This is a genomic window from Millisia brevis NBRC 105863 (genome assembly GCF_001552615.1).
GTDB lineage: Bacteria > Actinomycetota > Actinomycetes > Mycobacteriales > Mycobacteriaceae > Millisia > Millisia brevis.
The window spans coordinates 1-20,324 of record NZ_BCRN01000025.1; the positions used below are offsets into that span (position 1 = coordinate 1).

Genomic DNA, 20,324 nt, shown 5'->3' on the forward strand with positions numbered 1-20,324 from the left:
CGGTGACGCCCCCGCAAGCGACGTGCTCGCCCGCACCGACCCCGCCCGCACCGACCCCGCCCGCGACGACCTCGCCCACGACCTCGCCCGCGGCGACGAGCCTGCTCGCGACGACGCCACGCGGGACGCTGCCGACGATGACCCTGCCCGCGACCGGACCCCTGCCCGCGACCGGAACCCGGCCCACGACGAGGTCCCGGCGACCCGCTCCCCGCGGTTCCCGACCGGGGACGCCCTCGGGGATCGGACCGGCACCGAGATGCCCGCGGCGGGTTCCTCGCCCGGTGCCACCTCCGCGCCGAACCGGCCCGACGTCGTCCGCCCGAACCTCGCCGCCGCCGTCGCGGATGCGCTGCGGGAGTCGTTGGCCAACGGCACCTTCCACGCCGGGGAACGGATCCCCGAAGCACCGCTTGCCGCCCGGCTCGGTGTCTCGCGCGGCCCGATCCGCGACGCCCTGCACGTCCTGGCGGAGGACGGACTGATCGAATTGCGTCCCCACCGCGGTGCCTGCGTCCCGATCCCGACGCGCCGCGACGTCTTCGATACGTACTCCGGGCGCGGCCCGCTCGGCGCGCTGCTGCTGCGCCGACTGGCCGCCCGGCGCGATCGGGATCTGACCGAGGTCCGCGCGGGGCATGCGATCGTGCTGCACCTGGCCGCGGCCGGCGACGTCGGCCGCACATCGGAGGCCGATATCCGTTGGCAGGACACCATGGCGCGGGCGGCCGGGATGCCCCGGGTCGAGAAGATGTTCACCCGACTGTCGTTGCAGCTGCGCATGTTCATCTCGATCATGGGCCTCGACTACGGCTACTCGGTGGACGACATCGTCACCGACAACGAGGCGATCCTGCGGGCGCTCGACGCGCGTGACGCCGATCTGGTCACCGAGCTCTGGCGCCGCAAGATCGAGGCCGCGGTGCGCTATATGTCCTCCCAGCTGGGTGGCGACGGCCCCGGTGCAGCACCCGCCTCGTGAGGTTAAGGCAGTCGTAGCCAATCCTGCGTCGAGTCATAAATACGTGATGCTTCCTCGTTCGTCCCTGTGACCGTGCCGAGCGGGGAAGGATGCCACTGAGACTCAATCGTGTACGTGGCGATCGTGTAATCGGGTCGGATCGCGCCGGTCGTCGACGCATCGACGAGGAGTGCTTTGCAGGTTCTTTCCACTCGACAGTGGGTTCGAGGCGGCAAAACCCGATAAGCATTGTCGACCCTCCGGCGCCGGTCGCACACTGGGCGGGACGTCACTGACCGACGTGCGGTCGCAGCCCTCGGCGGTGAACACGGCCCGTTCACCCGCCGACACCGATCGCAGGTCGCTGTCGCGAAGGGAAACAGGATGTCCACCGACGCCGCGCATGCCGGTACCCACCACGATTCCGGGCGCACCGACCCGCTGATGAGCCCGTTCACCCTCAAAGGGGTGACGTTGCGCAACCGCATCGTCAGCACCTCCCACGAGCCCGCCTACGGCGAGAACGGTCTGCCCGGCGATCGATACCGCGAGTATCACGTCGAAAAGGCCAAGGGCGGAGTCGGTTTGACGATGATCGGCGGCAGCGCCCTGGTCAGTCCCGACAGCACGCCCGCCTTCGGCAACCTCCAGCTGTGGAAGGACGAGGCGGTCCCGTTGCTGCGGCGACTGTCCGACGAGGTGCACGAACACGGCGCCGCGGTCATGTCGCAGATCACCCATCTCGGTCACCGGACCAGCAACTACACCCACGATTGGGTGCCGGCGCTGTCGGTCAGCGCCGTCCGCGAGTCCGCCCACCGCGCCTTCACCCGCGCGGCGGAACGGCACGACATCGACCGCATCGTGCGCGATTACGCCGACACCGCCGAGCGCTGCAAGGAAGGAGGCCTCGACGGCGTCGAACTCATGGCCTACGGGCATCTGCTCGACGCGTTCTGGACCCCGACCCGCAATCGTCGGGAGGACGACTACAACGGGTCCTTCGAGAATCGGATGCGCTTCCCGCTGCGGGTGATTCGCGCGATCCGCGAGAAGGTGGGCGACGACTTCATCCTCGGTATCCGGATGACCTTCGACGAGCAGCGCCCCGACGGGCTGACCCCCGAGGAGGCGGTGCGCATCGCTCGTGCGGTCACCGCCGCCGGAGTCGATGTCATCTGTGTCATCAAGGGCTATATGGATACCGACGCCGAACTGGCCCGGCAGATCCCGCCGATGGGTACCCCGTCGGCGCCGCATCTCGAGATGGCCGGCTGGGTCAAGCAGAACGTCGACGTGCCGGTGATGCACGCCGGGAAGATCGCCGACGTCGCGACCGCCCGGCACGCGATCTCCGAGGGTCTGCTCGACCTGGTCGGCATGACTCGGGCGCAGATCGCCGATCCGCACCTGGCCAACAAGGTGGCTTCGGGTCGGGCCGATCGGATCCGCCCTTGCGTCGGCGCCGGTATGTGTATCGACGGCATCTACGCCTCCGGTAGTTCGATCTGCGTACACAACGCGTCGACCGGTCGCGAACTGACACTGCCGCACCAGGTCTCGCCCGCGCCGACGGCCCAGCGCGCCGCGGTGATCGGTGGCGGCCCCGCGGGCCTCGAGGCGGCCCGGACGCTGGCCGAACGCGGCCACTCCGTCGTGCTCTTCGAGGCGAGTCCGTCGCTCGGTGGGCAGGTCGCTCTCGCGGCTCGCAGCCCCCGGCGCCGCGATCTGATCGGCATCATCGATTGGCGGGTCGAGGAGTGCAAGCGCCTCGGCGTCGACCTGGAGTTGAACCACTACGTCGAGGCGGACGAGCTCGTTGCCGCCGGATTCGACACGATCGTCGTCGCCACCGGCGGTATGCCGGACAGCGATATCGTCCCCGGCGCCGCCGCGGCCGTCGACACCTGGGACATCATCTCCGGCGCGGTCACCCCGCGCGGAGCGGTCCTGGTCTACGACGACCACGGCGGCCACCAGGCGCTCGACGCGGTCGAGGCGGTCATTCCGACCGCGACGTCGATCGAGCTGGTCACCCCCGAGCGGACGCTGTCCCCGGACGTCGGCGCGCTCGCGGTGGCGGGTTACCTGCAGACGATGTCCGAGAACGGGGTCACCACGACCGCCGCTCATCGGCTCGAACGCATCGACCGGGTGAACGGCCGGCTCGAGGTCACCCTGCGGGTCGACTGCGCCCGCACGACGGTCAGTCGCACCGTCAACACCGTGGTGATCGAGCACGGCACCGTCGCGGTGACCGACCTCTACGACGACCTGGTGGCCGGATCGATCAACCACGGCGAGGTCGACCTGCGCGATCTGCTGGCCCTGCGCCCGCAGACCGCAGTCCATAACCCCGACGGCCGCTACCGGCTCTTCCGAATCGGTGACGCGATGAGCAGCAGGAATATCCACGCCGCGATCCTGGACGCCTTCCGGCTCTGCTCCGCGCTCTGAGACGGTTCGACGATCCGGCCCGGGCACCCCGGAGTCGGGTGTCGGGGACCAGTGGTTGACTGCTCCGGTGGTTGCTCGTGACACCGACCCGTTGGACAACCCGGCGTACGCCGCCCTGACCGGACCGCATCGGCGGTTCGCGGAGGCGATCGGAGCCGGCGTACTGCGCTATCCCGCCGAGGTCTGTCCCTTCTTCGGGGTGCCCTACCCGATTCCGGATTGGCGCGATCCGGAGTTGGCGTCGGCGATCCGGGGCCGCGCGGTCACGATGATCGGCCGGACCGCGGAATCGGATATGCCGTCCGACTGGACACCGGTCTTCGAGGGCGCGGGCGTGCAGATGGTGCTCGACGACGCCGCGTCGACCACCGTCGTCCCGCCCGCCGCCGCTCGCTTCGCCGAGGATCACCCTGCCGCCGAGGTCGTCCGCCTCGGTCACGACGATGTGCCCGACATGCTCGACCTCGTCGCGCGCACCCAGCCCGGGCCGTTCGAATCGCGCACCATCGACATGGGGTTCTATCTGGGCGTGCGCGACGAGGGGAAGCTGGTCGCGATGGCAGGGGAGCGGCTGCGGCCGCCGGGGTGGACCGAGATCAGCGCGGTATGCACCGACCCCGCCTACCGCGGGCGAGGGCTGGCCGCGATGCTCGTCCTGCAGGTGGCGCAGCAGATCCGGGAGCGCGGCGACGGTCCCTTCCTGCACTCCGCGGCGGCCAACGCCAACGCGATCGGCCTCTACGAGCACCTCGGCTTCCGGCTGCGCCGCCACTTCTGGTTCCGCAGCGCCCGAGTCCCGGACTCCTTCGGGGCCTGACCGTCGACGGTGCGGACCGCATGATCGGTGCCGGCGGCAAAGTGGAGCCGAATACGGGGTGCGTAACGCTACGGTGCGACTCGCGGATACACCTGCTGCACGGAGGTTCTTGCGGGACAGCGCCATTGCATGGTCGCTGCGAATCGTGATGCGTCCGTGCGTCCGATCGGCGCCAGGGACATCGGGGGTCCGGGCGTGCGGTCGGAGGCCGCCGGGATCCCTTTCGGTGGACCGCACCAGCCGAGAGGACACGCCGTCGTGCACGACGCACCCACACCCCCGAATCCGTCTCCGCCCGTACCCGGACGCCTCCTCGGGAAGATCCGCACCGTCGCCGGCTGGGCGGTCTTCATCTTCGGTGGTCTCGGCCTGCTGACCGCCCTCTTCGGGCCCAGCGGACTCGGCGGTGTTCTGATCGCGGCGGCATTTCTGGCCATCGGCACGGCGCTGATCTGGCGAATCGGCAGCTGGAAATCGATGACGCCCATTGCCCTCGGCCTCTTCGTCCTCGGCGGCATCACCACCCCTGATCAACCCGTCGATACCGCCGAGACCGCAGTGGTTGCGGAAGCGGTCGCGACCTCCTCGGCCACCGCGACCACGACCCCGGCATCGACGACGACTGCGGCGTCATCGACGACAACTCCGCCGGTGATCAGCTCCGAGTCTGCCGTCGTCACCACGGTGCCCGCCGTCACCGAGACGGTTGTTGTCGCTGCGGAGCCGGTGATTGAAACCGAGGTCATTTACAGCACGGTGTACGTGCCGGAGCCGGTCCCGACCCAGACTCCGCAGTACCTGCCGCCCGCCCAATTGGCGGCCCCGCCCGCCGAGTCCGCCCCCGCGGCGGCGGCGTACTACAAGAACTGTGCAGCCGCCCGTGCCGCCGGCGCGGCACCGGTCCACGTCGGCGAACCCGGCTACGGAACCCACCTCGACCGGGACGGAGACGGGATCGGCTGCGAGCGGTGATCCGCGCGACCCGCGCCGACCGCCTCGACCTGGACCGGGATACGGCGGCGGTGGTCGGTTTCGCGACGGGCTGGTACAACGGCTGCAAGGGCGGAAGCCGTCGTTTCGATCGGCGGAATCCACCCGAATCTCATGAACGACATGCACGTCGGGGCACATGCACGTTCGACACCAGCCGAGCCGGCGACAGGCGGCGGAGCGCCATGCCGAGAGGTAGCCACGTGCATCGACCGCCGACCCCCGAGCGATCGCCGAACCGGGCACGCACTGTCGCGGGCTGGGCAGCCCTCGTCTTCGGGTGCCTCGTATTGGTGACCGGACTCTTCCGGACCGGGTGGCTCAGCGCCACCCTCCTGGGGGTGGCGTGCATCGCGATCGGACTGCTGCTGGTGTGGCGGATAGGTTCGTGGCGAACGGTCACCCCCGCGGCGCTGGTCCTGCTCGCGCTGTCCGGCGTCACCGCACCGCAGTCGCCGGTCGAGGAGACCGCCGAAGCCGCCGCGGCGTCGACCACCACATCCGTCGTCACCACATCGCTCGCTACGACGACCGCAACAACAACGACGACCACCACGCCTGCCGCGACCTCGACGACCACCTCGATGCTCACGACGACCCCGACGACGATCGCGCCCGTGGTGATGCAGACCGCCGACCCGATCCCGACGGTGTCGACCACCCGAGTGGTCATCCCGGCGACCACCGTCGCATCGACGACGGTGTACACCCCCGCCTTCACGCCGCCGCCGGTGTCGATCGAGACGACGCCGCCGTCGGCGACGCCAACCGGGCCGTCGTACGTTCCGGCTCCGGAGCCGACCCCGCCGCCCGGCGATCCGGTCTACTACGAGGACTGCGCGGCGGCCACCGCGGCCGGAGCCGCTCCGGTGCGGATCGGCGAGCCCGGCTACGGTCCGCACCTCGACGCCAACAACGACGGTGTCGGCTGCGAGAACTGATCGCCGGCGCGTCCGCCCGAGGGCCCCGGGACGCCTGCTGTTAACCGTGGATTAACGCTCGTAAACCCCTCGCTTCCGGACTGCGGTGGCGCACGTCATCCCACATGATCGACATGTCCCGCCATATCGGCGCCGGGTCGGATTGCCCGGCGTCGCCGTCAGGGTCGACGGGCAGGGATCGGATCGCCGGGTCATCGTGACCCCGGGCACTGTGGAAAGAGTGGTAATCCGATGGCCGACAGCGAAACCGTGCGCGTCGTGAGCCCCAAAGTCCATCCGGTCGACCAGGTGCCCCCGGTACCGAAGATGTTGACCTACGGCTTCCAGCACGTCGCCGCGTTCTACGCCGGCGCGGTGATCGTCCCGCTGATCATCGGCGGAGCGCTCGGGCTGGGCACCGAGGACATGATCAAACTGATCCAGGCGGACCTGCTGACCTGCGGTATCGCCTCGATCATCCAGGCGGTGGGATTCCGCATCGGACCCCTGCAGATCGGTGTGCGACTACCGCTGCTGCAGGGTGTCGCGTTCGCGGGCGTCGCCCCGATCATCGCGATCGGCATGGGGGTCGGTGGGGGTGTCGAAGCGCTACCCCTGATCTTCGGCACCGTGATCGTCGGTGGCCTGATCTTCTTCTTCATCGCCCCGCTGATCGCCAAAGCGGTCCGCTTCTTCCCACCGGTGGTCACCGGCTCGGTGCTGACGATCATCGGTGTCACCCTGCTACCGGTTGCCGCCGCGGATGCGATCGGCGGCCAGCTCGGCCTCCCCGGCTTCGACTGGTCCTACTCGGTCGCCGGCGCATCGCCCGGTGGCGAGGGTGAGCCGACCAGCGCGGTCAACTTCGGATTCGCGATGGGCACCATCATCTTCGTGCTGCTGCTGCAGCGTTTCTTCCGTGGCTTCATGTCAACGATCGCGGTGCTGTTGGGCCTGATCGGCGGCTCGATCGTCTGGTTCATCGCCTTCCCCACCGATTTCTCCTCGGTCAGCGACGCGTCCTGGTTCTGGTTCGCCACCCCGTTCCACTTCGGCGCCCCGCAGTTCGCGATCATGCCGATCATCACGATCCTGCTGGTCATGATGATCACCGCGGTCGAGACCGTCGGCAGCCTCTACGCGACCGGTGAGATCGTCGGCAAGCGCATCAAGAAGACCGACATCAGCTCCGCCCTGCGCGCCGACGGCGTCTCGACGGTGCTCGGCGGTTCGATGGGCTCGTTCCCGTACACCTGCTTCGCCGAGAACATCGGCCTCGTCCGCGTCACCGGCGTCAAGAGCCGCTGGATCGTCGCGATGGCCGGTGTCTTCATGATTATCCTGGGCCTGTTCCCGAAGGCGGCCGCGGTGGTCGGCCTCATCCCGCACCCGGTCCTCGGCGGTGTGGCGATGCTGCTGTTCGCGGCGGTGGCGGTCGTCGGTATCCAGACCCTCTCGACGGTCGACTTCAACGATCACCGCAACCTGGCGGTCGCCGGAACCTCGCTGGCGATCGGCCTGTACGTGATGGCCTTCCCGGCGGTCAAGGAAGCGGCGCCGAACTGGTTGGAGTGGTACTTCTCCGGCGGCATCTCCGCCGGCGCCTTCACCGCGCTGCTGCTCAACATCGTGTTCTTCCACATCAACCCGCGCGGGCTGGCGGTCACCACCGACAGCAAGGGGCATCTGATCGGCCTCGACGAGATCAACAAGATGAGCTACGAGGACTTCGCCGCGACGTTCTCGCATGTGGTGCAGGGCAACGATTGGGCCCTCGAGGCGACGTACGCGCTGCGGCCGTTCGACTCCGCCTCCGCGCTCGGGGAGGCCTTCCAGGATGCGCTGCTGACCGCGACTCGGCCGCAGCAGGACGAACTGCTCGCCTCGTTCCCCGACCTCGGTTCGGAGGACACCGCGGGCAACGCTCTGGCCGTCGACCATGCGCTCAGCGCGCTGGGCAACCTCGGCGAGGACGAGCACAACAACATCGTCGAGCTGGCCACCGATTACCACAGCAAGTTCGGCTTCCCGCTGATCGTCTGTGCCCGTGATTACGAGCGCTACGACCAGTTGCTCCACCACGGGTGGACCCGGATGGACAACTCGGCGCGCACCGAGCGGGCCGCCGCGCTGATCGAGGTCTCCAAGATCGTCAACACCCGGTTCGAGGAGTTGGTGGCCGACGCGAACCCGATCTCGAGCGCACGCTTCGGGCGGTTCGCCGACCTGGGCGCCTAGGGCACGTAGGTAACGATCCAATCGGGGCGGTGGGTGCGGGCATTGCGCACCCACCGCCTCGTCGGTTAGGCCACCAGTGCCGGCTGGTCGACCACCCATCGCCAGGTTCCGTCGGCTCGGCGGCGCGCGATCCCGACCGTGAGGTCACCGTTGGTCTGGGTGGCGACGGTGAGCGCGAGGTCGCCGCAGATCAGCGGCGGATGCAGGGTGCCGCGCGTCAGCGGTGGGGCGAAGGACACGAACTGCTCGTAGACGGCGCGGATCTGTGCGTGTCCCGTCGACGCCGCGCCCGGTGGGAACGCCAGGACCGCGTCCGGTTCGTACAACGCCACCAGGGCGTCGACGTCGCCCGCGTTGGCGTGCTCGATGAAGTGGATGGCCAGGTCGTTCGGCTCGATCGCCGCTGTGATGGTCACGGGGACAAGGTTCGCGAAGTATCACGACATCTCCTGTCGTGTATTCCGCTAGGGTTTTTTCGTGCGTGCGGACCGGCTCGTGGCGCTGGTGCTGCTGTTGCGCCGGCGCGGGAAGCTGTCCGCTGCGACGCTCGCTCGTGAGCTCGAGGTCTCCACCCGCACGGTGCTGCGCGATATCGACGCACTCTCGGCCGCCGGGGTTCCGGTCTACGCCGAACGTGGTCGACACGGTGGTTTCGCCCTGCTGCCCGGCTTCCGCACCGAGCTCACCGGACTGGGGCACGACGAGGCCCTCGCCCTACTGGTCGCCGGATCACGTCGTGGTGCACAGGCATTCGGCCTGGGTTCGGCGCTGGCATCCGCGATGCTCAAGGTCGTCGACGCGCTGCCCGACGGCCCTCGCGACACCGCGAACGACGCGATCGGGCGACTGTTGATCGACCCTGAGATCGACCTGTTGGCGCGGCGTCCGGAGGTCGAGGAGGTGCCCGACGCCGTCTGCGCCGCGGTGCGGCGCGCGGTCCTCGACGGGCGCAGGCTGCGCATCGACTACGCCGCCGCGGACGGGCCCGCCGCATGGCGCACGATCGACCCGATCGGCCTGGTCACCGCCGGCGCGCAGGGCTATCTGCTCGCCACCCGCGAGGGTTCGGATCGCACCTACCGGCTGTCGCGCATCCGGGGTGCCGAGGTCCTCTGGGAGCCTGCGGAGCGGCCGAGCGACGTCGACCTGCCACGGCTCTGGCAGGAGCGCAGCACCCGATTCCGCGCGGGCGGCGACGGCGTGACGGTCCTGCTTCTGCTCGATCCCGCCGGTCGGGACGAGCTGCTGAGCACGGTGCTGGTGGTGGCCTCCGAGAAGCCGACGCCGGATGGTCGGCTGCGCATGGAGGTGGCCTTCCAGGACGCGAGGCACGCCGAATGGGCGCTCTGGCAGTTGGGCGCTCGCGTGGAAACCCTCGAGCCGCAGGGGTTGCGGACCGCCCTGCGCGACCGAGCCGCCGCCATCACGCGCATCTACGACTAACCCCCTCCCACCCCCACCCCCAACCCCGCCAATCCGCCGCGAGAGTGACGGTTTCTACGGCAGAACCGTAGAAACCGTCACTTCGGCGGCTGCTTCGGGCGGGCGGCTGCTTCGGGCGGGCGGTTGCGCCGGGCGGGCGGGGCGTGGGATTTCCGCCGATCAGGATCCGATGAGCGCGATGTCGGCGATCAGGCCGTGGTGGTCGGCGTTCGGAATCGTCACCCGCTCGAGCGAGGTGGCCGTCGCTCCCCGCGTCAGGATGTGGTCGATGCCGATCAGTGCGGGGATTCGCTTGTCGGTGGGATAAGTCGGCACCAGTCCGGCCCCGGTCGAGTCGGCGGCCTCGGCGTACCCGGCGTCGAGCAGGTCGCGGAAACGTCGGTGTGATCGCGTGGCGTTGAAGTCTCCGGACACCACGACGGCGCCGGAGTTCTCCGGGGACTCGAGGACGCGGCGCAGGGTGACCAGGTCCGCGGCCCACAACCGCGCCGGGGCAAGGAATCCGGGCAGCGGATGCACCGCGTAGAGCGTCAACGGTGTCCCGGTTCCGGTGTCGACATCGGCGCGCAGGTTCGACAGGGTCATCCCTTCGATCGGGCCGCCCGAGGTCAACGGGAGCCGACTGTAGATGCCGGAGCCGCCACCGCCGGTGGGGTACGGGTCGAGCAGTCGATGCTCGAATTGTTCCTCGAACCCGGCCTCCCGCAACGCGATCACCGCGTCGTCGGTCAACTCCTGCACGGTGGCGATGTCGATATTCCGGTCGCGGGCCAGCGCGGTCAGGGCCACCGGATCGGCGCCGCCGACCGTGATGTTCGTCTGCAGCAGCCGGATGGTCGGGGCATCGGCCCGATCGGCGGGCAGGGGACTCGCGCGGAAGAGCGGAAGGTAGGTCCACGTCCCGGCCGCGACGACCAGCACGCACAGCAACGCGAGCACCCGTCGACGGGTCAGGAGGGCCAGCGCCGCGGCCACCGCGCCGGCGGCGAGCAGGAACGGCGCCGCGGCCGCCGCGATCACGACGACGTCGTGGTCGAACCGGCTGTGGATCGCCACCAGCCCGCATGCGGCCGCCACCAGCCCGAGAACGGCGAGCGCTGTTGCGCCATTCCGCAGAAGTCGACCGATATGCCCGGTACGGTTCGGCGTCATGGGCCCCCGTTCGGATGATGGACGCGCCTCGAACCTACCGTTGCGCAGCCGAGTCGTTCCCGGGCCCCGGCAGGGCGCCGACGTCGGTGACACCCAGCGCGGCGAGCGCCATCGCGCGCAGGGTCTGCCGGGTGCTCGTCGCCCCCCGACGGTTGCTGTGCGGGGTCGAGTTGAGCAGACCGAAGACCGCGTGCGCGCGGGTGTGGGGGTCCGAGCCGCCGATCCGGTCGGCCCACAGGTCGATGTACTCGAGCTGGGTGCGGGCCACCCGGGCGCGATCCTGATCCGGCAGGTGGGCCATATCCCGGTCCTGGATGCGGATCAGTTCCGGTTCGCCCATCGAGAAGTCGAGGTGGCGGTCGATCAGTTCGGCGAGGGTGCGGTCGCGCGGCAGATCGGCGTCGATCACCTCCTGGCCGCGGGCGAGGAGCTGGTCGCTGATGCCGACCAACAGCTCGACCAGCACGCCCTCCTTGTTGGGGAAGTAGCGGTAGACCGCCGGACCGCTGATTCCCGCGGCCGCGCCGAGATCGTCGAGCCGCATGCCGGTATAGCCGTCGCGCGCCATGATCACGGCCGCCGCCCGCAACAGCTCGGCGCGGCGGGCGGCCTTGCGTCCGCTGCGGCTGCTGCGATCGGGGCCGGAATCGGCTCTGGTGTTTTCGGTCATCGACCGATAGTGTATTCAGTTAGTGGCGGTTAACTGAAATCGGAGGCCTGATGGATAACCGCGGGCGGCATACCAAGCTCGTTGCGGAGTTGCGGGACAAGCTCGACGCGGTCGCGCTCGGCGGCGGCGAGCGAGCCCGGCAACGTCATATCGACCGGGGCAAATTGCTCCCTCGCGACCGGGTCGACCGGTTGCTTGACCCCGGTTCCCCCTTCCTCGAATTCTCGGCCCTGGCGGCCGGCGACATGTACGACGACGCCAGCCCCGGCGCCGGCATGATCGCCGGTATCGGCCGGGTCTCCGGACGGCTGTGCGTGATCGTCGCCAACGATGCGACGGTCAAGGGCGGCACCTACTACCCGATGACGGTCAAGAAGCATCTGCGGGCCCAGGAGATCGCGCTGGAGAACCGGCTGCCCTGCCTCTATCTTGTCGACTCCGGCGGCGCCTTTCTTCCGGAGCAGGACAACGTCTTTCCCGACCGCGATCACTTCGGCCGCATCTTCTACAACCAGGCGCAGCTCAGCGCCCGCGGGATTCCGCAGATCGCCGCGGTGCTCGGCTCCTGTACCGCGGGCGGCGCCTACGTCCCGGCGATGAGCGACGAGACGGTGATCGTGCGCAACCAGGGCACGATCTTCCTCGGTGGTCCGCCGCTGGTGAAGGCGGCCACCGGTGAGGTCGTCAGCGCCGAGGACCTCGGCGGCGGTGACGTGCACGCCCGCAAGTCCGGCGTGGTCGACCATCTCGCCGAGGACGACGTCGACGCGCTGCGGATCGTGCGCGATATCGTCGCGACCTTCCCACCGCCGGAACGCTCACCGTGGGAGATCATCCCGGCGGTCGACACCCCGCGCCCGGTCGACGGCATCTACGACGTCGTCCCGGTCGACGCCAAGGTGCCGTACGACGTGCACGACATCCTCGACTACCTCGTCGACGGTGGGAAGTACCACGAGTTCAAGGCCAACTACGGCACCACGCTGGTCACCGCGTTTGCGCATATCCACGGCCACCCGGTGGGCATCATCGCCAACAACGGCGTGCTCTTCGGTGAATCCGCGGTCAAGGGAGCACATTTCATCGAACTGTGTGACAAGCGGAAGATCCCGCTGCTGTTCCTGCAGAACATCACCGGCTTCATGGTCGGCCGCGAGTACGAGTCCGGCGGCATCGCCAAGCACGGCGCCAAGATGGTCACCGCCGTCGCCTGCGCCCGGGTGCCGAAGCTGACGGTGGTGATCGGCGGCTCGCACGGCGCGGGCAACTACTCGATGTGTGGTCGTGCGTATTCGCCGCGCTTCCTGTGGATGTGGCCGAACGCGAAGATCTCCGTCATGGGCGGCGAGCAGGCGGCTTCGGTGCTCGCCACCGTCAACGCCCGCGCCGGCGAGTGGTCGCCGGCCGAGGAGGAGGCGTTCAAGGAACCGATCCGCCAACAGTTCGACCACCAGGGCAGCGCCTACTACTCGTCGGCGCGCCTGTGGGACGACGGCGTGATCGATCCGGCCGACACCCGCCGGGTGGTCGGCATGGCTCTGGAGGCCTGCTCGCAGGCACCGCTCGAGCCGGTTTCCTACGGCGTCTTCAGGATGTGACCGAAATGCACACCGTGCTGATCGCCAACCGTGGCGAAATCACCGTCCGCATCGCCCGTTCGGTGCGCGCCCTGGGCCTGCAGTCGGTCGCGGTCTACACCGACGCCGACGCCTCCGCGTTGCACCGCCGGGTCACCGACAAGGCCGTCCGGGTGGACAGCTACCTCGACATCGAGGCGATCCTCGAGGCCGCCCGGCGTACCGGCGCCGACGCGATCCATCCCGGCTACGGCTTCCTGGCCGAGAACGCCGCTTTCGCCCGGGCCTGCGCCGAGGCCGGCGTCACCTTCATCGGCCCACCGGTCGAGGCGATCGAGGTGATGGGCGACAAGATCACCGCCAAGACCGCCGTCGGCGAACGCGGGGTGCCGTTGGTGCCCGGCCTCGCCCGGCCCGGCCTGACCGACGACGAGATCGTCGCCGCCGCCGATGATGTCGGCTTCCCGGTGCTGATCAAACCGTCCGCCGGCGGTGGCGGCAAGGGGATGCACGTCGTCGAGAAGGCCGCCGATATGGCGGCCGCGGTGGCCGCCGCCCGGCGCGAGGCCGCGTCCTCCTTCGGCGACGACACCCTCTTCCTCGAGCGGTATGTCACCTCGCCGCGGCATATCGAGGTGCAAGTGCTCGCCGACACCCACGGCAATGTCATCCACCTCGGTGAGCGCGAATGCTCGCTGCAGCGCCGCCACCAGAAGGTGATCGAGGAAGCTCCGTCGCCGCTGCTCGACGCCGCCGCCCGCGAACGCATCGGCGAGGCGGCCTGCGAGACGGCCCGCTCGGTCGGGTACGTCGGCGCCGGCACCGTCGAATTCCTCGTCGCCGGGGACACCGGCCCGGACGAGTTCTTCTTCATGGAGATGAATACCCGTCTGCAGGTGGAACATCCGGTCACCGAACTGGTCACCGGCGTCGACCTGGTCGAATGGCAACTGCGCATCGCGCGCGGCGAGGTACTCGACATCGGCGAGATCGCGTTGACCGGTCACGCGATCGAGGCCCGCGTCTACGCGGAGGATCCGGGACGCGGCTTCCTACCCACCGGCGGCACCGTGCTGGCGCTGCGCGATTCCGCGCAGGCCCGCGTCGACTCCGGTATCGCGGTCGGCAGCGTCATCGGCTCCGACTACGACCCGATGCTCGCCAAGGTGATCGTGCACGGCGCGGATCGGGCCGAGGCACTCGAACGGCTCGACGCCGCCCTCGCCGATACCGCCATCCTGGGCGTCGGCACCAATATCGCCTTCCTGCGCACCCTGCTGGCGGACGATGATGTGCGCGCCGGCGACCTCGACACCGGCCTGGTCGACCGCTTCATCGCCGATTACGCCTCGCCGACGCTGCCCGCTTCGGTCCCGGCGATCGCCGCGGTCACCCGACGCGCGGAGGCGGTGGTCGGCAGCGGTCCCTGGGAGGCCTCGGACGGCTGGCGCATCGGCCGCACCGCTCCCTTCCTCGCCCGCTTCGCCGGCCATGAGGTGTCGCTGGCCGGCCGCCTGGCCGCGGTGACGCGGACCGACTCCGAGGAGCGCCCCTCGGTGGTCGAGATCGTCGCGGAGAACGGTGCCGTGGTGATCGACGGCACCCGCCGCGAGGTGCTGACCGCCGAAGCCCCCGGCGGCGGCATCTGGGTGGCGGTCGACGGGGCCACCTGGTTCCTCGGCCCCGCCCCCGCGACCCACCTGCGCGGCGACGACGCCGGCGACCGGTCGGCGACGATCGTCTCGCCGATGCCCGGCACGGTGATCGCGGTGCTCGTCGAGGAGGGCGCCACCGTCGAGGAGGGCACTCGCGTGGTGGTCGTCGAGGCGATGAAGATGGAGCACTCGTTGACCGCCCCGCTGACCGGCACCGTGCACCTGCAGGCGCGGGTGGGTGACCGGGTCGCCGTCGACGCCCCGCTCGCCTCGGTTGTCCCCGACGCGGTGGAGGACGAGTCCACCGAAACCGACCAGACCCCAACAGATGCGGCCACGGCCGAGGAGGCTAGCGAAGCATGACCGAGTACCTGTCGACGACGACGCTGCCCGAGGACTACCGCGATCTGCGCGATACCGTCCGCGACTTCGCCCAGTCGGTGGTGGCACCCGTTGCCGCCCAACATGATCGCGACCACACGTTCCCCTACGAGGTCGTCGCCAAGATGGGTGAGATGGGCCTGTTCGGGCTGCCCTTCCCCGAGGAGTACGGCGGCATGGGCGGCGATTACTTCGCGCTCTGTCTCGCCCTCGAGGAGCTCGGCAAGGTCGACCAGTCGGTGGCGATCACCCTCGAGGCGGGAGTCTCGCTGGGCGCCATGCCGATCTACCACTTCGGCACCGAGGAGCAGAAGAAGGCGCTGCTGCCGGACCTGACCGCCGGCCGCGCTCTCGCCGGTTTCGGCCTGACCGAACCGGAGGCGGGCAGCGACGCCGGCGGCACCCGCACCGTCGCCAAGCAGGACGGCGACGATTGGGTGATCAGCGGGTCGAAGCAGTTCATCACCAACTCCGGTACCGACATCACCAAGTTCGTCACGGTGACCGCGCGCACCGGCGAGAACGAGATCTCGACGATCATCGTGCCGTCGGGCACCGAGGGGTTCATCGTCGAACCGGGTTACAACAAGGTCGGCTGGAACGCCTCGGACACCCACGCGCTGACCTTCGACGGCGCCCGGGTGCCGCTGGACAACCTGCTCGGTGAGCGCGGCCGCGGCTACGCGAACTTCCTGCGCATCCTCGACGAGGGCCGCATCGCGATCGCCGCGCTGGCCACCGGCGCCGCTCAGGGTTGCGTCGACGAGTCGGTCGCCTACGCCAAGGGGCGGCACGCCTTCGGCAAGCCGATCGGCAAGTACCAGGCGATCGCCTTCAAGATCGCCCGCATGCAGGCCCGCGCGCAGATGGCCCGCGCCGCCTACTACGACGCGGCGATGGCGATGCTGCAGGGCAAGCCGTTCAAGGAGCAGGCGTCGATCGCCAAGCTGGTCGCCTCCGAGGCGGCCATGGACAACGCCCGCGACGCCACTCAGGTCTTCGGCGGTTCGGGCTTCATGAACGAGTACCCGGTCGCCCGGCACTACCGGGACAGCAAGATCCTCGAGATCGGTGAGGGCACCACCGAGGTGCAGCTGATGCTGATCTCGCGGGGGCTGGGGCTGTGACGACGGGGGAGCAGACGGCTTCGGCGACCACCGGCAAACGGATCGAGCAACGCGGCCTGTGGTTCGAGGAGTACGAGATCGGGGCGACCTATCTGCACCGCCCCGGCCGCACCCTGACCGAGGCCGACAATGTGCTGTTCACGACGTTGACGATGAACACCCAGCCGTTGCACCTGGATGCCGCCTACGCCGAGGGCACGGCTTTCGGTGAGCGCCTGGTCAATTCGATGCTCACCCTGTCGACGGTGGTCGGGCTGTCGGTCGCCCAGCTGACCCTGGGGACCATCGTGGCGAACCTCGGCTTCTCCGAGGTGAGTTTCCCGGCGCCGGTGCGGCACGGCGACACGCTGTACGCCGAGACCGAGATCGTCGACAAGCGGCTGTCGAAGTCGCGTCCCGGTGAAGGGGTCGTGACGTTGCGGCATATCGGCCGCAATCAGCGCGACGAGGTGGTAGCGGTGGTGGTGCGCAAGACCCTGGTTCGCACCCGACCGGAGGAGCAGCAGTGACGTTCGTGAATCCGGGGCCCGCCTGGCTGTTCTGCCCGGCGGACCGCCCCGACCGCTACGAGAAGGCGGCGAAGGCCGCCGACGTGGCGATCATCGACCTCGAGGACGCCGTCGCTCCGGACGACCGTCCCGGCGCGCGCAAGGCGCTCGCGAACAGCGACCTCGATCCGGCCACGACGGTGGTGCGGATCAACCCGTTCGGCACCGACGATCACGAACGCGATCTCGGCGCCCTGGCCGCCACCGCCTATACGACGGTGATGGTGCCGAAGGCCGAACACCCGGATCGGCTGCTCGCCGGCGGCGATTACGACGTGATCGCCCTGCTGGAGACGCCGGCGGGCGTCATGCGCGCACTCGACATCGCCTCCGCCGATCCGGTGGTCGGGGTGATGTGGGGAGCCGAGGATCTGGTCGCCGCGATCGGCGGTGCGTCCTCGCGGCGCGACGACGGCAGCTACCGGGACGTCGCCCGGCACGCGCGTTCGGTGTCGTTGCTGGCCGCCGCGGCGGCGGGCCGGTTCGCGCTCGACACCGTGCACCTCGACATCCCGGACGTCGACGGCCTGCGCGACGAGGCCGTCGACGCCGCCGCGGTCGGCTTTGCCGCCACGGTGGCGATCCATCCGAGCCAGATCGCGGTGATCCGGGCGGCCTACCGCCCGGACGGGGACGAACTGGAATGGGCCCGCGCGGTGGTCGACGAGGCGTCCCGACAGCCCGGTGTGTTCTCCTTTCGCGGCACCATGGTGGATGCGCCGGTGCTCACCCGGGCGCGGAACCTACTCACGAGGGCGGGAGCATGACCGACACACAGTCGACGACCGAAACCGAGCCGGTGGCCCAGTGGACTCCGGGTGATGTCTCCGGAACGCGGCTGGCCGACTTCGCCCGTTCGGTCGGCCACGGCGACGATTCGTGGTCCGACCTTTTACGCTGGTCGATCGAGGATATCGACGGATTCTGGACGGCGATCTGGGAGTACTTCGGCTTCCCGGCCGGCACTCGCGCGCTGCCCGGCGAGCCGCCGACCGAAGCGATGGTCGACTCCGCCCGCTGGTTCCCCGGCGCGACGGTCAACTATGCGGCCTCCGCGCTGAACGCCGGCGGCAGCATCGTCGCCCTCGACGAGGACGGCTCGCGCCGGGTCCTCTCGGCCGACGACATCCGGGAGTCGGTGGCCGCGTTGGCCGCTCGCCTGCTCGACCTCGGCGTCGGCCCCGGTGATCGGGTGGTCGGCTATCTGCCGAATATCCCCGAGGCGGCGATCGCGCTGCTGGCGACCGCGAGCATCGGCGCGATCTGGGCCGGCTGCGGACAGGACTACGCCCCCGCCGCGGCGATCGACCGGCTCGGTCAACTCGAACCGGTGGTGTTGATCGCCGCCGACGGATACCGCTACGGCGGCAAGCAGCACGACAAGCGGTCCGACCTCGGGGTATTGCGGGCCGGCATCCCGTCCTTGCGCGCCACGATCGTCGCCTCCCGCCTCGGCCTCGAGGTCGACGGAGCCGAGTCCTGGCCGGCGCCGGGCGCGCAGCCCGCCGGCGAGTGGCCGGTACCGGTGCCATTCGACTATCCGCTGTGGGTGGTCTTCTCGTCCGGGACCACCGGCAAGCCGAAGGGCATCGTGCACGGCCACGGCGGCGTGATCCTCGAACACCTCAAATCGCTTGCCCTGCAGTCCGACCTGAGCGCCGACGACGTCTTCTTCTGGTACACCTCGCCCAGTTGGATGATGTGGAACTACCAGGTGTCCGGTCTGCTGGTCGGCGCGCGGATCATCACCTTCGACGGCAGTCCCGCTCATCCCGGACTGTTCGACCTGGCCGAGTCCGAGGGTGTCACCTTCCTGGGCACCAGCCCCGGCTACGTGCTGTCGGTCCGCAAGGCGGGGGCAACGCCGAATCCCGGTGCGCTGCGGTCGATCGGCGTCACCGGCGCGACCCTGCCGCCGGACTCCTGCGCCTGGCTCGGCGAACAACTCGGCGTGCCGGTGGCCTCGCTGTCGGGCGGTACCGATGTCGTCTCCGGCTTCGTCGGATGGACCCCGTGGGTGCCGGTCTGGGCCGGCGAGATCTCCACCGCCCTGCTCGGGGTCGACCTGCGCGCGCTCGGACCGAACGGCACACCGGTGATCGGTGAGGTGGGCGAGTTGGTGATCGCCAAGCCGATGCCGTCGATGCCGGTGCACTTCTGGAACGACCCGGACGGCGCCCGGTATCGGGCGGCCTATTTCGACGACTACCCCGGCTACTGGCGGCACGGCGACTGGGTGACCATCACCGACCGCGGCTCGGTCATCATGCACGGCCGATCGGATTCGACGTTGAACCGCAACGGCATTCGTATGGGCAGCGCGGACATCTACCAGGTGGTCGAGGCGTTCGAGGAGATCGCCGAGGCCTTGGTGCTCGGCATCGAGGACGACGCCGGCGGCTACTGGATGCCGTTGTTCGTGGTGCCCGCCGAGGGGCAGGAGATCACCGAGGATCTGATCGACCGCCTCGCCGCCGCGATCCGGGTACAGGCCTCGCCGCGGCACGTGCCGGACGAGGTGATCGTCGTATCCGCGATCCCGCATACCCGCACCGGCAAGAAACTCGAGGTGCCCCTCAAGCGCCTCTTCCAGGGCGGCGACCAGGCGACGGTCGTCGACCGCACCGCCATCGACTCCACCGAAGCCTTCGACGAGTTCGTCGCCATCGGAGAACGCCGCCGCCGCGGCTGACTTTCCGACGATCCGGTCCCCGAAGCCGCGCTCACCGCGGGTTCGGGGACCGGATCGCGTCGGTGGACGGGGCGAGGGTCCAGCCGAGGCGCACGGATTCGCGGCAGCGGGCGGGGTCGTCGCCGGCGCCGATGTACAGGGCGGTCAGCAGCGGGACGGCGTGATCGAGGGCGGCGTCCGGTAGGGGTCCGGTCGCGACCAGGGACGCCAGGCCGTGGCCGATCACCCAGGCGCGGGTGGCGAACTCGACCGGATCGGTGTCGGTCGAGAAGCGCCCCGCCGCCACCGCCCGCTGCGCGCCGATCACCAGACTGCGCAGGGTGTCGTTGGCCGACTCCGGGTCGGGCAGAGCGAAGCCCTCGTCGAACATCACCCGGTAGAGATCCGGGTTGGCCAGGGCGTTCGACACATAGGCGACGCCCAGCGCGGTCAGATCCCGCACCGGGTCGTCGGTTGTGCGGACGGCGGACAGGGCCGACGACAGTTCGGTGAATCCCTCCTGGCGCAGCGCCGACCAGAGGCCGGGCAGGCTGCCGAAATGGGTGTAGACCGCCATGGTCGATACGCCGGTGCCGGAGACGAGCGAGCGGATGGTGATCGGCTCGCGGACCCGTAGCATCTGCGCCGCGCGATCGAGCAACTGTGCTCGTACGGCGGGGTCCTTGAGTCGTGCCACTCGCGAATCATACATAGCGG

Annotated in this window: 17 protein-coding genes; 13 read left to right on the forward strand and 4 right to left on the reverse strand. The window is 69.6% G+C overall.

What is annotated here, in order from left to right; all coding sequences use genetic code 11:
* The 6 genes from MB1_RS23135 to MB1_RS23160 all read left to right on the forward strand — a co-directional run.
* Positions 1 to 982, forward strand: a 982-nt coding sequence (locus tag MB1_RS23135; RefSeq protein WP_157084312.1) for a GntR family transcriptional regulator, incomplete at its 5' end; no start/stop codon positions are given.
* 363 nt (positions 983 to 1,345) lie between these two features.
* Positions 1,346 to 3,418, forward strand: a complete 2,073-nt coding sequence (locus MB1_RS23140; protein ID WP_066913181.1) for an NADH:flavin oxidoreductase — start codon at positions 1,346 to 1,348, stop codon at positions 3,416 to 3,418.
* A 67-nt stretch (positions 3,419 to 3,485) separates the two neighbouring features.
* The gene (locus MB1_RS23145; RefSeq protein WP_218000305.1) at positions 3,486 to 4,235 is read left to right on the forward strand and encodes a GNAT family N-acetyltransferase; all 750 of its coding nucleotides are present in this window, start codon (positions 3,486 to 3,488) and stop codon (positions 4,233 to 4,235) included.
* Between the two features lie 258 nt (positions 4,236 to 4,493).
* Positions 4,494 to 5,207 carry an excalibur calcium-binding domain-containing protein gene (locus MB1_RS27060; protein ID WP_066913184.1) on the forward strand — a complete coding sequence of 238 codons (714 nt, stop codon included), beginning with the start codon at positions 4,494 to 4,496 and terminating at the stop codon, positions 5,205 to 5,207.
* A 311-nt stretch (positions 5,208 to 5,518) separates the two neighbouring features.
* The gene (locus MB1_RS26370; RefSeq protein ID WP_066913186.1) at positions 5,519 to 6,166 is read left to right on the forward strand and encodes an excalibur calcium-binding domain-containing protein; all 648 of its coding nucleotides are present in this window, start codon (positions 5,519 to 5,521) and stop codon (positions 6,164 to 6,166) included.
* Positions 6,167 to 6,397: 231 nt separating this feature from the next.
* Positions 6,398 to 8,383 carry a solute carrier family 23 protein gene (locus MB1_RS23160; protein ID WP_066913187.1) on the forward strand — a complete coding sequence of 662 codons (1,986 nt, stop codon included), beginning with the start codon at positions 6,398 to 6,400 and terminating at the stop codon, positions 8,381 to 8,383.
* A gap of 65 nt (positions 8,384 to 8,448) precedes the next feature.
* On the opposite strand, the gene MB1_RS23165 is transcribed toward MB1_RS23160, so the two are convergent.
* Positions 8,449 to 8,799 (reverse strand): YybH family protein, encoded by a 351-nt coding sequence (locus tag MB1_RS23165; protein ID WP_218000306.1) that lies wholly within the window; start codon positions 8,797 to 8,799, stop codon positions 8,449 to 8,451.
* 61 nt (positions 8,800 to 8,860) lie between these two features.
* Between MB1_RS23165 and MB1_RS23170 the strand changes: the two genes are divergently transcribed.
* Positions 8,861 to 9,826 carry a helix-turn-helix transcriptional regulator gene (locus MB1_RS23170; RefSeq protein WP_066913189.1) on the forward strand — a complete coding sequence of 322 codons (966 nt, stop codon included), beginning with the start codon at positions 8,861 to 8,863 and terminating at the stop codon, positions 9,824 to 9,826.
* Positions 9,827 to 9,985: 159 nt separating this feature from the next.
* On the opposite strand, the gene MB1_RS23175 is transcribed toward MB1_RS23170, so the two are convergent.
* Together MB1_RS23175 and MB1_RS23180 are read right to left on the reverse strand one after the other, a co-directional pair.
* Positions 9,986 to 10,978, reverse strand: coding sequence for an endonuclease/exonuclease/phosphatase family protein (locus MB1_RS23175; protein ID WP_066913190.1), 993 nt, complete (start codon positions 10,976 to 10,978; stop codon positions 9,986 to 9,988).
* A 34-nt stretch (positions 10,979 to 11,012) separates the two neighbouring features.
* A complete protein-coding gene (locus MB1_RS23180) occupies positions 11,013 to 11,648 on the reverse strand; it encodes a TetR/AcrR family transcriptional regulator (protein WP_066913192.1) in 636 nt (211 codons plus the stop codon).
* 50 nt (positions 11,649 to 11,698) lie between these two features.
* Between MB1_RS23180 and MB1_RS23185 the strand changes: the two genes are divergently transcribed.
* From MB1_RS23185 to MB1_RS23210, 6 genes are read left to right on the forward strand one after another with little or no spacing between them, the layout of a single operon-like run.
* A complete protein-coding gene (locus tag MB1_RS23185) occupies positions 11,699 to 13,246 on the forward strand; it encodes a carboxyl transferase domain-containing protein (protein ID WP_066913194.1) in 1,548 nt (515 codons plus the stop codon).
* Positions 13,247 to 13,251: 5 nt separating this feature from the next.
* Positions 13,252 to 15,243 carry an ATP-binding protein gene (locus MB1_RS23190; protein WP_066913196.1) on the forward strand — a complete coding sequence of 664 codons (1,992 nt, stop codon included), beginning with the start codon at positions 13,252 to 13,254 and terminating at the stop codon, positions 15,241 to 15,243.
* Positions 15,240 to 16,388, forward strand: coding sequence for an acyl-CoA dehydrogenase family protein (locus tag MB1_RS23195; RefSeq protein WP_066913198.1), 1,149 nt, complete (start codon positions 15,240 to 15,242; stop codon positions 16,386 to 16,388). Before MB1_RS23190 ends, MB1_RS23195 begins: the two co-directional genes overlap by 4 nt.
* Complete coding sequence (locus tag MB1_RS23200; protein WP_066913200.1) at positions 16,385 to 16,897, forward strand: MaoC family dehydratase; 513 nt, start codon at positions 16,385 to 16,387, stop codon at positions 16,895 to 16,897. Before MB1_RS23195 ends, MB1_RS23200 begins: the two co-directional genes overlap by 4 nt.
* Before the next feature lie 5 nt (positions 16,898 to 16,902).
* Positions 16,903 to 17,703 carry an HpcH/HpaI aldolase/citrate lyase family protein gene (locus tag MB1_RS23205; protein WP_066913238.1) on the forward strand — a complete coding sequence of 267 codons (801 nt, stop codon included), beginning with the start codon at positions 16,903 to 16,905 and terminating at the stop codon, positions 17,701 to 17,703.
* Positions 17,700 to 19,628 (forward strand): acetoacetate--CoA ligase, encoded by a 1,929-nt coding sequence (locus MB1_RS23210; RefSeq protein WP_066913202.1) that lies wholly within the window; start codon positions 17,700 to 17,702, stop codon positions 19,626 to 19,628. The genes MB1_RS23205 and MB1_RS23210 overlap by 4 nt, the downstream gene beginning before the upstream one ends.
* 31 nt (positions 19,629 to 19,659) lie before the next feature.
* Here the strand turns inward: MB1_RS23210 and MB1_RS23215 are convergent, their stop codons facing one another.
* Positions 19,660 to 20,304: a TetR/AcrR family transcriptional regulator gene (locus MB1_RS23215; protein WP_174531997.1), complete on the reverse strand. Its 645-nt coding sequence runs from the start codon at positions 20,302 to 20,304 to the stop codon at positions 19,660 to 19,662.
* Positions 20,305 to 20,324 lie beyond the last annotated feature (20 nt).

What these genes read in the sequence shown, in the direction of transcription:
- MB1_RS23175 (WP_066913190.1), bottom strand. Translation starts at nt 10,978, where the DNA reads ATGACGCCGAACCGTACCGGGCATATCGGTCGACTTCTGCGGAATGGC.
- MB1_RS23210 (WP_066913202.1), top strand. Translation starts at nt 17,700, where the DNA reads ATGACCGACACACAGTCGACGACCGAAACCGAGCCGGTGGCCCAGTGG.
- MB1_RS23185 (WP_066913194.1), top strand. Translation starts at nt 11,699, where the DNA reads ATGGATAACCGCGGGCGGCATACCAAGCTCGTTGCGGAGTTGCGGGAC.
- MB1_RS23140 (WP_066913181.1), top strand. Translation starts at nt 1,346, where the DNA reads ATGTCCACCGACGCCGCGCATGCCGGTACCCACCACGATTCCGGGCGC.
- MB1_RS23180 (WP_066913192.1), bottom strand. Translation starts at nt 11,648, where the DNA reads ATGACCGAAAACACCAGAGCCGATTCCGGCCCCGATCGCAGCAGCCGC.
- MB1_RS23160 (WP_066913187.1), top strand. Translation starts at nt 6,398, where the DNA reads ATGGCCGACAGCGAAACCGTGCGCGTCGTGAGCCCCAAAGTCCATCCG.
- MB1_RS23195 (WP_066913198.1), top strand. Translation starts at nt 15,240, where the DNA reads ATGACCGAGTACCTGTCGACGACGACGCTGCCCGAGGACTACCGCGAT.
- MB1_RS23190 (WP_066913196.1), top strand. Translation starts at nt 13,252, where the DNA reads ATGCACACCGTGCTGATCGCCAACCGTGGCGAAATCACCGTCCGCATC.